Raw genomic sequence first — 13,781 nt, forward strand, 5'->3', positions numbered from 1 at the left:
CGAATGCAGGACCTCTGGCTTCTCAGGCATGACGCATCGCTGGCGGGGCCGCTGGCAGGTTCGTGGCTGCGCGAAGCGCGACCGTGGCAGGCCGTGGACGGGCACCTGGCCTATTTCTATGTTTCGAGCCCCAAGCCGCCCGCGGAAGGCGGCTTGGGCGGGTGGCGGCGGCTCGCCTGCCTGCAGGAAGTGCCGGGTGCCTCGGCCGGCCGCGTCGCCACGCACCACTACGTCGTGGAGACGGACGTGCTGCCCGAACTCGAGGACGAACTCAATGCCTGGTATGCGCAGGAGCACCTGCCCGGCCTCGCCGCCGTGCCCGGGACCGTCCGGGCCGCACGCTACATCGACCTGGCGGGCTCGCCGCGCTACTACGCCTGCTACGACCTTGCGGACCCCGGGGCCCTGGGCAGCCCCGCGTGGCTGGCGGTGCGCGCGACGCCGTGGAGTTCGCGCGTGCGGCCGGCTTTCCGCAACACGCGGCGGACCATGTTTCGCCGGGCGGCGGCCGCGTCCTGAGCTTCTTCGCGCGGCCACGTCCGAGCGCAGCGCCGCGGCCTTCGAGAACCTCCACCACCTGGCCGATGGCGAGACGAAGCACCAGGCACGCGAGGACCGGCTGGCCAAGGCGCCGGCGACCGGCGTGCCCCGATGCCCGGCCCGCGTTCACATCCGGCCGCCGCGGAATTCGCCCGGCGTCATGCCCTTGATCCGGCGGAAGTGCCGATTGAAATTCGAGATGTTGTTGAAGCCCACCTCGTAGCAGATGCTGCTCACCTGCTGGCGCGTCGACGCCAGCAGGCGGCAGGCCCTGGCCACGCGCAGGCCGTTGACGAAGTCGGTGAAGGTCTGGCCGGTGGCGCGGCGGAAGCTGCGCGAGAACGCGTTCTCGCGCATGCCTGCGATCGCGCCGACCTCGGCCAGCGACAGCGCCTCGGCGTAGTTGTCGCGGATGTAGTCGATCGCCTTGTGGATGCGCAGCGCCCGGCCGTCCTCGTCGAAGCCGGCATCGGCAAGGAAGACATCGGCCAGCAGGCGGTAGTCGCGCCATTGCGCGAGCTCGTTCAGCAGCGCGATGAACTCGGAAAATCGCGCAAGCCCGCGCAGCGTCTCGATGCGGCGCAGGCGCGCGAGCGTGTCCGCGCCAAGGCCGACGAACTGCACGCCCTGGCGCGCGCGCGCCAGCAGCGGGCCGGCATCGCCGAGCTCCGGAAAAAGCGCCATGCCGCGGCGCAGCAGCTCGTCGCTGAAGCGCAGCACCAGTGCGCCAGCGGCGTCGCCGCCCGGGGGCGCGCGGTGCTCGAACGCGAGGCTGCGCGGCAGCCGCGGACCGAGCAGCACGACGGTGCCGGGCGCGAAGCTGTGCGTCTCCTGGTCCGCGCCGCCGCCGATGCGCAGGCGCGCAGGCCTCGCGCCGATCAGGTGCAGCTCGTGTTCATGCAGGCAGCGCGGATTGCTCTCTTGCGGCGAAGGCGCGCAGGCGCCCTCGCAGTGAACCGTGGCGCAGGCATCGAACACCTGCTGGGGAGCGAAGGCCTGCGGCGTCGTGTTCAGCAAAGCCGGATCTCCAAAAAGGGGCTGGGCGAAGCGCAGCCGTCAGCCTTTGCGCACCGGCGGCGGCACCGCCGTCTGCTGCTGGAACGCGGCCAGCAGCCGGTATTCCTCGCCGAGCTTGCGCGGCAGCGAGAGGAACACCGGCAGCAGCTGCCGGTAGAGCGCGGCGTTCTTGGCGTTGGGCGTGTGGCGGTGGGTCGCGCCCACCATGCCCGCGACCACGTCCAGCGAATCGACATGGCCCAGCGCATAGAGCCCGAGCACCGCGGCGCCGAGGCAGGAGCTCTCGAAGCTCTCGGGCACCACCACCTCGCGGTCGAACACGTCGGCCATCATCTGGCGCCACATGCCCGAACGCGCGAAGCCGCCGGTGGCCTTGATGCGCGCGCTCGGGCCCGCGATCGATTCGACCGCCGGCAGGATGCTGTGCAGGTTGAAGATCACGCCCTCGAGCACCGCGCGGATCATGTGCTCCTTGCGGTGGTGGATGCCCAGCCCGAAGAAGGAGCCGCGCAGGTCCGCGTTCCAGTAGGGTGCGCGTTCGCCGGTGAGGAAGGGATGGAACACCAGCCCTTCGGAGCCCGCCGAGACCCGCTCGGCGATGCGCGTGAGCACCTCGTAGGTGTCGATGCCCAGGCGCTTGGCGGTTTCGGCCTCGGCCGAGGCGAACTCGTCGCGCACCCAGCGCAGGATGATGCCGCCGTTGTTCACCGGCCCGCCCACCACCCAGCGCCGCTCGGCCAGCGCATAGCAGAAGGTGCGGCCCTCGGGATCGGTCATCGGGTGGTCGACCACGGTGCGCATCGCGCCGCTGGTGCCGATGGTCACGGCCACTTCGCCGGGCGCCATCGCGTTCACGCCGAGGTTGGAGAGCACGCCGTCGTTGGCGCCGATCACGAACGGGGTGTCGCGCGCCAGGCCCAGCTGCGCCGCGGTGTCCGCCGCCAGGCCCTCGATGTGCCAGGTGGTCGGCACCGGGCGCGGCAGCTGGTCGGCGCGCACGCCGGCCAGCGCGAGCGCGCCCTCGTCCCAGTCGAGCCGCTCGATGTCGAACAGCCCCGTGGCCGAGGCGATCGAATGGTCGACCTGCCACTGGCCGAAGAGCCGGAAGAACACGTACTCCTTGATGCCGGCGAAGCGCGCGGCGCGCGCGAAGAGCTCGGCGCGCTCGTGGCGCAGCCACACCAGCTTGGCCAGCGGCGACATCGGATGGATCGGCGTGCCGGTGCGGCGGTAGATCGCCAGGCCGTCCCACTGGTCGCGGATGCGCCCGGCCCAGGCCGAGGCGCGGTGGTCGGCCCAGGTGATGCTGCGCGTGAGCGGCGCGCCTGCGGCGTCGACCAGGATCAGGCTGTGCATCGCCGCGCTGAAGGACACCGCGAGCACGTCGGCGGGCGCGGCCTTGCTCTGCTTCACACAGCCGGCAATGGCCGCGAGCACGGCCTGGAAGATCTGCTCCGGGTCCTGCTCGGCGGCTGCGGCCTCGGGCTGCAGCAGCGGGTACTCGACTGCGTCGTGCGCCAGCACGCGCCCGGCCGGCGTGAAGGCCACCGCCTTGGTGCTGGTGGTTCCGATGTCGACCCCGATGACGATGCGGCCCATGCTTGTCCCTTGGCTTACACGACCATGCCGAGCAGCATGATGAACACGATGGCCACGACCGAGATCAGTGTTTCCATCACGGTCCAGGTCTTGAAGGTCTCGGCCACCGTCATGTTGAAGTACTGCTTCACCAGCCAGAAGCCCGCGTCGTTGACGTGCGAGAGGATCAGCGAGCCGGCGCCGGTGGCCAGCACCAGCAGCTCGCGGTTCACGCCCGGCACCATGGTGGCCAGCGGCGCGACGATGCCCGCGCCGGTGATGGTGGCGACCGTGGCCGAGCCGGTGGCGATGCGGATCAACCCCGCCACCAGCCAGGCGAGCAGGATCGGCGAGACCTGCGCATGCAGCGCCATCTGCCCGATCGCGTTGCCCACGCCGCTCGCGACCAGCATCTGCTTGAAGCCGCCGCCCGCGCCGATGATCAGCACGATCGCCGCGGTGGGCGCGAGGCTGTCGTCGACGAACTTCATGATCTGCTTGGCGGTGAAGCCGCGCGCGGTGCCGAAGGTGTAGAGCGACAGCAGCAGCGCCGCCAGCAGCGCGGTGATCGGGTGGCCGATGAAGTCCATCCAGTGGCGCACCACGTTCTTGTCGTCGAGCGCCACGTCGGCGAAGGTCTTCAGCAGCATCAGCCCCACCGGCAGCAGCACCGTGAGCAGCGTGATGCCGAAGCCGGGCAGATCGCGCGCCTCGGGTTCGTGCGCCAGCTGCTCCATCAGCTCGGGCGAGGCCTCGCCCGGCACGTACTTCGAGATGAACTTGCCGAAGATCGGCCCGGCGATCATCGCGGTGGGCAGGCCCACGAGGAGGCCGTAGAAGATGGTCTTGCCGATGTCGGCGCCGAACACGCCAATGGCCAGCAGCGGCCCCGGATGCGGCGGCACCAGGCCGTGCACCACCGACAGGCCGGCCAGCAGCGGGATGCCGATGCGGATCAGCGACACGCCGGTGCGCCGCGCCACGATGAACACCAGCGGGATCAGCAGCACGAAGCCGATCTCGAAGAACAGCGGGATGCCCACCAGGAAGGCCGCGAACATCATCGCCCAGTGCACGCGCTCGCGGCCGAAGGCGTCGATCAGCGTGCGCGCGATGCGGTCAGCGCCGCCCGACTCGGCCATCATCTTGCCGAGCATGGTGCCCAGGCCCAGCACGATGCCCACGAAGCCCAGCACCCCGCCGAAGCCCTCCTGGAAGGACTTCATCACCAGGTCCACGGGCATGCCCGAGGTCAGGCCGAGGAAGCCCGCGGCCAGCGTCAGCGCGATGAAGGGGTGCACGCGCCAGCGCGTGATCAGAAGGATCAGCCCGAGGATCGCCACCAGGGCGTCGACGAGCAGGAACACCTCTTTGCTCATTCCGAACATGTGTATGTCTCCTGAATCCGGCCGCTTCGGGAGCGGCCGGTGGTGCCAGGGATAGCGCTATCCCGCACAATCCAAAAAAAGCCAGCGCTGGGGGTGTTCTCGGGTTTTTCCGGAGCACCAATGGCTGGGACAGCGCTATCCTAGGACAGCGCTGTCCAATTGCAGCTTGGTATTAACCCTTAGAACTTCAATCCATGGCCGACGCAACCGACCGCCCCCGTCCCCGTTCCTCGAGCCAGGTCACGCTGGACGACGTGGCCCGCGTCTCGGGCGTGAGCCCGATCACCGTGTCGCGCGCACTGCGGGGCGCGCGCAACGTGGCGCCCGAGCTGAAGGCCCGCGTCCAGGCGGCGGTCGACCAGCTGGGCTACGTGCCCAACGTGGCGGCCCGCGCGCTGGCTTCGGCGCGCAGCTCCCACGTGGCGGTGCTGATCCCCTCGCTGACCAACCAGCTCTTCGTGGAACTGCTCGAGGCGGTGCAGGACGCGCTCGCGCCGCACGGCTATCAGTCGCTCATCGGCGTGACCCACTACGACCCCGCGCAGGAAGAAGCACTGCTGCGCAGCTACCTCTCGCAGCGCCCGGCGGGCCTGCTGCTGACGGGCTTCGACCGCAGCGCCGCAGCCGCGCAGATGCTCGAGCGCAGCCATGCGCCCTGCGTGTACATGATGGAAACCTCGGCCGCGCCCGGCATCCACAGCGTGGGGTTTTCGCAGCGGGACGCGGGCCGCGCCATCACCCGGCACCTGCTGCAGCGCGGCCGCCGGCGAATTGCCTATGCCGCCGGCCAGCTCGATCCGCGCGTGCTGCTTCGCCTGGAGGGCTACCGCGAGGCGCTGCGCGAGGCGGGCTGCCACGATCCCGCGCTCGAACTGCTGGTGCCGGGCCCGACCTCGATGGCGCTGGGCGGCCGCCAGTTCGAGGACCTGCTCGCGCGCCACCCGGACCTGGACGCCATCTTCTACTGCAACGACGACCTCGCCCAGGGCGGGCTGCTCGCCGCGTTGCGCAGCGGCGTGCCGGTGCCGCAGCGCGTGGCGATCGCCGGCTTCAACGACCTGGGCGGCAGCGACCAGATGCTTCCGCCGCTGACCACCGTGCGCACCCCGCGGCACGAGATGGGCGAGCGCGCGGCCGGCATGCTGCTCGCGCTGATGCGCGCGGAGACCGTGGCGGAACGCACGGTGGACCTGGGGTTCGAGCTGGTGGTGCGGGAGAGCAGCTGATGGCACGGCAGAATGCGCTATGACGGCTGCAAAAGCATGCGTACCGAATTCCGATGAAGTTCAATGATCTTGCCCGCAAGGCCGCCAAGGGCTCCGGACCGCTGTCCTATGGTGGCTCGGTTCATCCGGAAGACTTGATTCGGTTTTCGCTGGCGTATGGCGCTGTCGGCGCTGATGAGATTGAACGGCTCTGCGAGCAGCACGGATGGCACGAAGACGGTCTGCTTGAAGACGGCACAAGGGTGGCGCCGCTCGCGCGCTGGGCTGCGGCCTGCGTCGCCTACGGCCGCGGCGGCGTTGCTTCTTTGCAGCACTTGCTGACCGATCGGACGCTCGCGACGTTTGCCATTGCGGTTCTTGAGGAAGTTCGCACCGAGTCTTGCGTAACGGCGCTGTTGGACTACTGCATGTCGACAACCGCCGTTTCGGACGAACCAGACGATCCGTTCTGGCGAGCGCTCGGCGCATTGAACGCGTTGACCAGCTTCGACGACGGCCTCGTGCCACCGCAAGATCAGCAGGAGAAGCTGAGAGACCTGGTGATCGAGACATTCGCCAGTGCCACCACATCGCATCAGCAGACACTTTGTCTATGTGCCTTGAGAGGGGCTCCAATCGAAGGATCACTGGAGTGGGCGGAGGCGCAGACGGTGACCGACCCGGGCGTGAGGCGCGCAAAAGCTGCCGCGTTAAAGTCGCTCCGACGCCGTCTTTCCGGCGCTTACAAGCCGCCCAGTGCCGAGCAGAAACGTCAGATCCGCAGGCAGCGAGCCCTCGATGTCTAGAGCGCTTCCGGCTAAGACCAGTCATCCACCATCACCTCCCAGCGAAGATGAGCCGTGTGACCATTTCGACAGCGCCGTGCGACCCTTCGGCCTCGCTGGTGAGTGACGTTCGCCGCATTACAAAGCTAGGTGTTCTCGACGTGCGTGACCGTCTTTCCGCCGGGGAACCCTTGTTCGACCAGGAGCTTTTTGGCAACCGAACAGAAGACGTCTTTGCGAAAGCGCGGGCGCTGCTTTCGGCGCTGGAGTACGGCGGGCATCAGCCTCTTGTCAGTGAGGCTGGCCGGCCTATCACTCCGCAGATTCTGCGAAACATCTTCCAAGCGTCCGAGGAGGAGGCCGAGGAGCTTCGCCGGCTTGATGACTTGGGACATGTGTAGGCGGAGGCAGAATTCGGCCATAAGCAGAACTTCAACGACCGCCCCCAGCTGACCCGCATTCATAACTCGACCGACCATGCAAGCCCTCGAAGTTCTGCGCAATGGACAGCCCCTGGTGGTGGCGGGCACGGAGGACGCGGTGCTCCTCTCCTTTTCCGTGCACATGAGCATCGATGGCGAGCATCCCGCGACGCTCGACATGCGAGGCATGAGAGACCTTGGCAATGGCCGCCAAGCGCACCTCGAATGGATTCAAGAACTCCCTCTCGGCGTAGGGGACGAGATTTGCGTGACGCTCCTCGAGGTCGAAGAGGTAACGCCGCCGGCTGAAGACATCGCGTCCGACTCGGATGAGCACATTGCCGCGCACGCCGCTTACGAGTCTCAACTTGCATCTGGCCTTCCGGTACCCCGCGCCTTGGAGCGCAAGCAACCCGACGCCTCGCTGGAGATTTTGGTCGGCGACGCGCCGGTCGTCGCCACTTTTGATGGCGGTCGAGAGTTGGTGACCATGCGCGTTGATTGGAATCGGTGGCGTCCGGAGCGGTGCCGCCTCTCTTTGCGCAGTTTCTCCGTCAAAGAAGGGCTGGCGCGAGAAGAGGGAAAGGATTGGCTCACCGCATCTGCCGCGAGGGACCAAGTGGTCCTTGTTCGTCTCGGTCCTGGCCACGCCTAGGAAAATCCAACCAACAGCCGTCACCGGCCAAAAGCGGAAGTACGTCACGCAGCTCAGTTTTACCAAGCGCTCCGACGCGGATGGCGACGCCAGAGCTACTGTCGGTCATTGGAGGCCACTAGCATGACTTACAGTGCTTTTCCGTCTACCACTATCCTTGTATTCAATGCCATCAATCTCAATCTCGGGCCCTAAGAATTCAATACTGACGCTCAAAGAGACTGGATGGGTGAAAGGCGCTCCGCTCCAGTTCGAGGCTGCGACGCTTGGCGAAGCTATTCAGCATTACGAAGCCTCATTCCGATGCGCAATCCGGCCTTGCGAGAAGGTGCTGCCCGGGCAATCTGAATTGAAGTATTTTGAGTTCTCAGACATGAGCAATGAGTTCGACGGTCTGGTTGACATTCATGTGTTGCGCGATGGTCTGGAAATTTGTCCGAAGCAAGATCTCTCGTTCCTGCTGGAAGAGTCTGACCATATGGAAATCGGACTCTTGGTATGCTGAATGCTCAGCGCTCAGTTGACTCCGTCGCTACGTGACCGGCTAAAGTCGGCCAGAACCGGCCGTTCACCGCGGTGGGAAAAAGCTCGGACAGAAGTGGGCTCCCAAAAATTTGCATGATGCAAATCATCGTCTCTTCGCTTGAAGATGTAGGATTTCTTAGAGCAGATGTTGCTGATGCGGCGGCTGGATTGACGCGTCTCGGCATTGCCACTGACTCCCAGATGGGATCGTTCTACCTTCGATACGACGGACCATTGTCAAGTGAGAACACGGGTTTCGTGCTGCTAGATGTTGCTGGTGCACGACCTCAGGAATCCATCGAGGCTTCCACAGCATTGGTCCGTCGCAAGTTCGGCTGGCCAGAGCGATATGTGGTTCTGACTAGCTTTCTGGGCGGGGGCGTGATGGTCTACGATATTTCGACCGAACAGGTCTACGGCGTCGACTTTGAAGGCGGCGACGCTCTGCTGAAGAACGGCCAGCTCGAGCCTCGCTACCCGTCGTTCCTAGAGTTTCTGCGCTTCTTCTTTGGCGACGCATCAGCTATCGTCTGAGGCCTGCATGCGGCCAGAACCAGCCATTCATGAGTGAGTTAGATCAGTGCCTATGACACGTTCACGAACACCCATCGAGGCCGCCGCCGGCAAGCTGATTGCGGCAATTCAGAAGGAGTGGGGCGTCGATGCCGGAGAGCCGGAGTCGCCGGAAAGCGAGAACGTGATGCACTCCGCGCACGAACTGCTACAAGCCGCTTCCAAATTTGGTTCGATCGCAAGCGTCATCGGCTCGGGCTCCGTGTCGACGTTCCTGGGTGAGGAGTGGGTGGGGGCTCACCCGAGAGTCCTGCCATTCATTGCAGCCCTCGAAAGCACTGAATGAGTCGCGGACGGAAGGGCCAGGAGCAGTCCTTCGTTGCCCGGGCACCACTAAGCAATGGTTAGCGCGTGCATGCTGATGATTGCTCAATCAGAATCCGCCAAAAAGTAGACTTTCCAGGTCTCATTCCGTCTCACTTCGGGGCCAAACCAATGCGCTCTCTATGCTTGTTCTTAGGCCTGACGCTGATTGCAATCGGCCAGAACAGTCTGCAGGGATCTTCACACACGACCAGTGCCAAGGCCGCTCTCCCGAACATGGTGTTTGGCATGTTGCAGTGGCTTAGCGTCGGCACCGGAGCGTGGGTAGCGACGATCATTGGCATACTTCTGGCTGCATACGCTCTTGTGCCGCGCAGGCGGTCGGGCTCGTCGGTGGGTTAGGAAGGCCGGACGTTCATCGATACGGCAGAATTTGTCTAGGAGCGGACCTTCCTCTTACTCGTGACCACTCGAGAAACACGTGGCCGTACAAGGACAACAATCGCATGACTCTTTCGCAGTATGAGCACTTGGTTATTCGAGATCCAGGCCCAGCCCCAACTGCTGTGGAGCTGGCGCAGCTCGAGTCTGTGCTGGGCGCAAGTTTGCCCCGATGGTTTAAGCAATACCTTCAAGTCGCCAACGGTGGCTATCTGGAGTACGTGGTTGAGATCGCGACGGGGAGCGGAGAGACCGAACCAATTTCGTTCTGCGGTCTCTTTTCCACGACCTCATCGGCTGGGGAGATATTCGCCGACGAGATAGCGCTCCATCGCGAGAATATGGAGGAGTCCTTTTCGGACTACCTACTCGACGGCAGCGAGACTCGAGAGCTTGCAGGTCTCGGAATCTCTGGAGGAGAGCTGAAGTTCGAGTTCGACTCGCAGGTTGGTGGCCTTATGGCCCAGACGGAATATTTGACTCCGCGCTTCTTGACCGAGACGGAGATAGAAGCCTTGCGGGGCTACACCGTCGGCCAGTGGAGCGATGGCATCGGTTCGAATTTCTTCCAGGAGCGGATGGCAGATGGCTTCGCGCCACAGGTTTTGATTGCCAATGAGCAGGCTGTCCGCGTCGAGCAATTCGACTAGCAGTCGCCAAGCGGCCATGACCAGTCGTTGGTACCGCAAGAGAAAATCAATCAGATAGCGGACGTTCAAGCCCTGCGACTACGGTTATCAAATGAATTCCGACAGCAAACGCAACGTTGCCAACATAATCATTCTTCTGGGTCTGGTCCCCGCCGTTTTGTGGCTAGGACTTTTCGCGATCAGTAGAGCACTGACCCCGTGGGCGGCCGCCGGCATCATCTGGCTCGGGGTTCCTCTGTGTTTTCTGAGCCTCCTGATTGCCGGCAGTGCGTGGGTATGGGCGCGCGATCTTGCAAAAGCCAATCCTGAAGAATGGCGAGGTGCTCACCGTATCCCTGGATGGATCGCGACCGGTGTCGGTGGCCTTGCAGTCGGCGCGGTGCTCGCCATCAACATCCAAAGTTCTAGGACGCCTGACGAACTTCCGTCTCGATCAGTCCAGTTGTCGGCGAAGGAAAGTGCAGAGATCGAACGGCAGGCGAGATCAATGATTGAACAGCTGACCGGCAAACCTCAATCGCCGGCCTCACCCGTTCGCTAGTGGCGAATGCGGCCATGATCGGTCATTGACAACACCCAACCGAAAGATGGCCAAGTTCTACGTGGGCGCGAAGCTAGACGCAGTTCTCCACTTCATTGAGGGTGCGGTTTCGCTCGGCCTCATCTCCGGGGCCGCCCTGGCTGCCATCGTTGGGCAATTGGTCCTGGGAGGCATACTTGCCATGCTGGCAATCGGGATGTTCCTGCGCTTCAAGCGCGGGCGGGTGCGCGAGTAAAGGTGCTGCCCGTTGTCGGCCACAACCAGCCGTTCGTCGCCGAGGCAGAATCTGCACAAGAGCGGACATTGGAGGGGTGATGGAATCGAGGTACCAACTCGTCGCGGAGGCCCATCAATGGGCCATAGACAAGCTTGTCGTTGGGGAGCGTTTCGGAGCCTTGCTGGTTTCGAATCACTCGTCGGGAAAGAAGATGACGCGCTACGACCTGGCGTCCCAAGAGGATGCGCTCGCTGCGTGCGAGCGGGAACTCGCTTCTGCGCTCAGCGACGCGAATGAATACGCGCTCGTCTACGACGCATTGCTCAAGAGCAAAGAGGGCACCGCGCCGGCGCTAGTCTTTCGCATGGAGCGCAGGGGTGGTGCAGGTGCAGCCCAGTTCGCGCAACGTTATCAGCTCAAGAAGAAGCTGCTTGTGGGTTCCGTGTCCTACGTACCACTCGAGGACTTTCAGCCCCTTGGTGCTGGCCCAGCGTGGCTTGTCTAGCCAGATGTCACCGCGACGGTGTCGGTCGGAACGCCGAAGCTCTGCGCACCAAAAGGCACCATCGGGACCCGGGGGCGGAGCCGGCCATCACCTGACATTCACCGATGAGGCCCAATTCGCTTGGAAGCCGACGTTCGAGGCGATTACACGACAGTTTCGGGCCAACTTGGAACTGAACCCGTTGAAGCGCGTGCACGCCAACTAAAGGCGCGTCAACAATCGCCAATCGGTCGGTGGTGGCCAACATCCCGGGCAATCAAGGCATGACGGACAAGCTAGACAAATACAGCGAGGCCCTCACTTCACTTCTGCATGAGGCGATTCGCTGCTCGCCCGAATCTTGGACCCGCGGCGTGCTTACGATTGACTGCGACGGTCACCGCATCAACTACGGGCTCAAAAACGACCAGTCGGACGACAAGGCGAGCATCTCCCAAGACCTTGCGCAGCTCTGCGAGCAGTACTGGGCGGTTTTTCAGGAGCACGGCGAAGCCTGGTTGGAATCGACTATCGAGTTCTATCAAGAAGGTGGGACATGGAAATTCAATGCGAACTACAAGCGACCCGAGAAGGTCCGAGCGACTCCCAAATCCTCATGGAAGTTCTGGCAGTAGGTTGAACTACGCCTCCCGGCCAACATCGGACGTTCAGTCGTCGGCCAAAATCCAGTCATGAACCGACGTCGGCCCAATTCCCATGGTCATTGACGAACTCCTCAGTCTGCTCCCACGCCCTGCCCAGCTGACCGAGCAAGGCACCACGGGTCAATGGGGTGCCGTGACGTCCAAGCTTGGTGGCCCGTTGCCGACCGACTACATGCAGTTCATTGACCACTACGGTTCAGGGACCATCAATAGTTGCTTGACCGTTCTCAACCCTTTCAGCGCGAACCCGCACGTGAACCTGCTGGACCAGATGTTCGTTCAGCTCTCGGCGCTACGCGAACTCCGGACCAGCTATCCGGAGAGCTTCCCATTCCCGCTCTTCTTTGAGCCAGGCGGCCTCCTGCCCTGGGCTATTTCGGATGACGGCGATTTGTTCTGCTGGAGCACCGTCGGCGGGAGTGGTTTGTGGGAAGTCGTCACGGTGCCGCGCAGTGATCCGCCCGAGCATTTCAAAATGAGCATGGCGCAGTTTCTTGCGCGAGGACTGTCTGGCCAAGTCAAGTCATCAGCGCTCCCCCCGCACTTTGCCTCGGCAGCGGGCTCATTTGAATCGCATGCCGCTTAGGGCAAAGCTCGGCCACAACCAGACGCTCGCCGCCCGGACCGGATTGAGTTGCGACTTGCAATCTGGCATCCCGGAGCCGTGAATAAATTCACGAACACGCAGGCATTTGTGCAACAAAAGACCCTGGCGGCTCACCGATGGCAGACATTTGACGGCATGCGCAAGGAAGACTCCAGCGACCCTTGGTTGAATCAATCTCGCACGCCATTGACGGCTTGGGAGAAGGCGCTGCGGCCGTTGGGGCCCTCAAATCGAGGGTTGTTCCTGCTCGCGGCGGCTGCGGCTGCACTTGCGGCGCTCGTGGCGTTAAACGATTGGCGCGACTCAGGCCCTTTGCGGATTCCCGCGGAGCGGCAAGCAGCGCCAGCTGCGCCGCCCTCAAAGAATGCTTCCCCGGCGCTACGGTACGATCAGCGTGAGCTGAAGCCTGAATCAACATCGCGCGTACAGCGCTTCGCGAAATGCATATCGCCTGCGGGCGCGGCAACCTATACGGACGGATCTTGCCCAGCTGACGCACGGGCCAGCGAAGTGTCGGTGACGCCTGATGTCAACTTAGCCGAGGGGATGTCCCAGGATGCCAGGCAGGCGTCGATGCGCCGGAACAGCGCCATCGCCCAATCCGTCCTAGAGCATGAACGCCAGGTGGCGATGAATGTCGACAGCTCCTCCACGGAGTGCGCTCAGCTCAATGCGTTGATTGCCTCAATCGACGCGGCCGCTCGCCAACCTCAGTCTGGCCTTGAACAGGACCGACTCAAGGACCAGCGCAGGCGCGCGAGAGACCGGCAGTTCGCCCTGCATTGCAGATGACCTTCGAAGGCAGAAGGCGGCCAAAAAACGGACCTTCTCAAGAACCTTAGGGTGCATCTCCGATGAACAACTTCCCTGCGTTTGGGTTGCTGCTGGCGTTCGCGGCCGCGGCGCTGTTGCTCGCCGCCTTGGTCATCGTTGGCTGCCTTATCGCTGCGGCAATGTATCCCCGCGGCCATCCGTCGGCAGACCGATTGCGAGCGTTCGCCGGGCGCTTGCCTCGCCTGGTCGCCCGTGGCGTGATGCTTCTTGACGGGTTCGCCTTCGTACTCGTCTTGGCGATGTTCGCGGTTCTGACAGTAGTCTTTTCCTGACCTCGCCAGCTAGGACGGAATGCGGCCGAGGCCGTGTGAAAACGGGTTGAATAACTGACGGTGCTCGCCTAGATTGTGGCAACGCTACTGAAGGGCAACCACATGAAGCGATTCATCG

At 63.7% G+C, this 13,781-nt stretch carries 19 protein-coding genes; 16 read left to right on the forward strand and 3 right to left on the reverse strand.

Annotated elements, in window-relative coordinates:
* Window positions 1-3: 3 nt before the first annotated feature.
* Window positions 4-519: a DUF4286 family protein gene (locus tag FB547_RS32360; protein ID WP_145747682.1), complete on the forward strand. Its 516-nt coding sequence runs from the start codon at window positions 4-6 to the stop codon at window positions 517-519.
* A 147-nt stretch (window positions 520-666) separates the two neighbouring features.
* Here the strand turns inward: FB547_RS32360 and FB547_RS32365 are convergent, their stop codons facing one another.
* Genes FB547_RS32365 through FB547_RS32375 form a run of 3 tightly spaced genes read right to left on the reverse strand, consistent with a single transcriptional unit; the run spans window position 667 to window position 4,523 of the window.
* Complete coding sequence (locus FB547_RS32365; protein WP_145747683.1) at window positions 667-1,557, reverse strand: AraC family transcriptional regulator; 891 nt, start codon at window positions 1,555-1,557, stop codon at window positions 667-669.
* A gap of 39 nt (window positions 1,558-1,596) precedes the next feature.
* Window positions 1,597-3,156 (reverse strand): gluconokinase, encoded by a 1,560-nt coding sequence (gntK, locus tag FB547_RS32370; protein WP_145747684.1) that lies wholly within the window; start codon window positions 3,154-3,156, stop codon window positions 1,597-1,599.
* Window positions 3,157-3,170: 14 nt separating this feature from the next.
* Window positions 3,171-4,523, reverse strand: coding sequence for a GntP family permease (locus tag FB547_RS32375; protein WP_145747685.1), 1,353 nt, complete (start codon window positions 4,521-4,523; stop codon window positions 3,171-3,173).
* Window positions 4,524-4,717: 194 nt separating this feature from the next.
* Here FB547_RS32375 and FB547_RS32380 point away from each other — a divergent pair, with 194 nt between their 5' ends.
* The 15 genes from FB547_RS32380 to FB547_RS32450 all read left to right on the forward strand — a co-directional run bounded on the left by FB547_RS32380 (window position 4,718) and on the right by FB547_RS32450 (window position 13,663).
* Window positions 4,718-5,749 (forward strand): LacI family DNA-binding transcriptional regulator, encoded by a 1,032-nt coding sequence (locus FB547_RS32380; protein ID WP_145747686.1) that lies wholly within the window; start codon window positions 4,718-4,720, stop codon window positions 5,747-5,749.
* 53 nt (window positions 5,750-5,802) lie between these two features.
* Window positions 5,803-6,534 carry a hypothetical protein gene (locus tag FB547_RS32385; protein WP_145747687.1) on the forward strand — a complete coding sequence of 244 codons (732 nt, stop codon included), beginning with the start codon at window positions 5,803-5,805 and terminating at the stop codon, window positions 6,532-6,534.
* Window positions 6,535-6,581: 47 nt separating this feature from the next.
* On the forward strand, window positions 6,582-6,914 hold the full coding sequence (locus FB547_RS32390) for a hypothetical protein (RefSeq protein WP_145747688.1): 333 nt from the start codon (window positions 6,582-6,584) through the stop codon (window positions 6,912-6,914).
* A 76-nt stretch (window positions 6,915-6,990) separates the two neighbouring features.
* Window positions 6,991-7,590, forward strand: a complete 600-nt coding sequence (locus FB547_RS32395; RefSeq protein WP_145747689.1) for a hypothetical protein — start codon at window positions 6,991-6,993, stop codon at window positions 7,588-7,590.
* Window positions 7,591-7,819: 229 nt separating this feature from the next.
* Window positions 7,820-8,095 (forward strand): hypothetical protein, encoded by a 276-nt coding sequence (locus tag FB547_RS32400; RefSeq protein ID WP_186454318.1) that lies wholly within the window; start codon window positions 7,820-7,822, stop codon window positions 8,093-8,095.
* A 116-nt stretch (window positions 8,096-8,211) separates the two neighbouring features.
* Complete coding sequence (locus tag FB547_RS32405) at window positions 8,212-8,649, forward strand: SMI1/KNR4 family protein (RefSeq protein WP_186454319.1); 438 nt, start codon at window positions 8,212-8,214, stop codon at window positions 8,647-8,649.
* 52 nt (window positions 8,650-8,701) lie between these two features.
* Window positions 8,702-8,974: a hypothetical protein gene (locus tag FB547_RS32410; protein ID WP_145747692.1), complete on the forward strand. Its 273-nt coding sequence runs from the start codon at window positions 8,702-8,704 to the stop codon at window positions 8,972-8,974.
* Window positions 8,975-9,458: 484 nt separating this feature from the next.
* Window positions 9,459-10,043, forward strand: coding sequence for an SMI1/KNR4 family protein (locus tag FB547_RS32415; protein WP_145747693.1), 585 nt, complete (start codon window positions 9,459-9,461; stop codon window positions 10,041-10,043).
* 91 nt (window positions 10,044-10,134) lie between these two features.
* Window positions 10,135-10,584 (forward strand): hypothetical protein, encoded by a 450-nt coding sequence (locus FB547_RS32420; protein ID WP_145747694.1) that lies wholly within the window; start codon window positions 10,135-10,137, stop codon window positions 10,582-10,584.
* Between the two features lie 46 nt (window positions 10,585-10,630).
* A complete protein-coding gene (locus tag FB547_RS32425) occupies window positions 10,631-10,819 on the forward strand; it encodes a hypothetical protein (protein ID WP_145747695.1) in 189 nt (62 codons plus the stop codon).
* Between the two features lie 193 nt (window positions 10,820-11,012).
* Entirely contained in the window at window positions 11,013-11,306 is a 294-nt protein-coding gene (locus FB547_RS32430; protein WP_145747696.1) for a hypothetical protein, read from the forward strand.
* Window positions 11,307-11,539: 233 nt separating this feature from the next.
* Window positions 11,540-11,920, forward strand: a complete 381-nt coding sequence (locus FB547_RS32435) for a hypothetical protein (RefSeq protein WP_145747697.1) — start codon at window positions 11,540-11,542, stop codon at window positions 11,918-11,920.
* An 82-nt stretch (window positions 11,921-12,002) separates the two neighbouring features.
* Entirely contained in the window at window positions 12,003-12,536 is a 534-nt protein-coding gene (locus tag FB547_RS32440) for an SMI1/KNR4 family protein (protein WP_145747698.1), read from the forward strand.
* A 78-nt stretch (window positions 12,537-12,614) separates the two neighbouring features.
* The gene (locus FB547_RS32445; protein ID WP_145747699.1) at window positions 12,615-13,349 is read left to right on the forward strand and encodes a hypothetical protein; all 735 of its coding nucleotides are present in this window, start codon (window positions 12,615-12,617) and stop codon (window positions 13,347-13,349) included.
* Between the two features lie 62 nt (window positions 13,350-13,411).
* The gene (locus tag FB547_RS32450; protein ID WP_145747700.1) at window positions 13,412-13,663 is read left to right on the forward strand and encodes a hypothetical protein; all 252 of its coding nucleotides are present in this window, start codon (window positions 13,412-13,414) and stop codon (window positions 13,661-13,663) included.
* The last annotated feature ends 118 nt before the right edge of the window (window positions 13,664-13,781 follow it).

It is taken from the genome of Variovorax beijingensis (assembly GCF_007828835.1).
GTDB classification, from domain to species: domain Bacteria; phylum Pseudomonadota; class Gammaproteobacteria; order Burkholderiales; family Burkholderiaceae_C; genus Variovorax; species Variovorax beijingensis_A.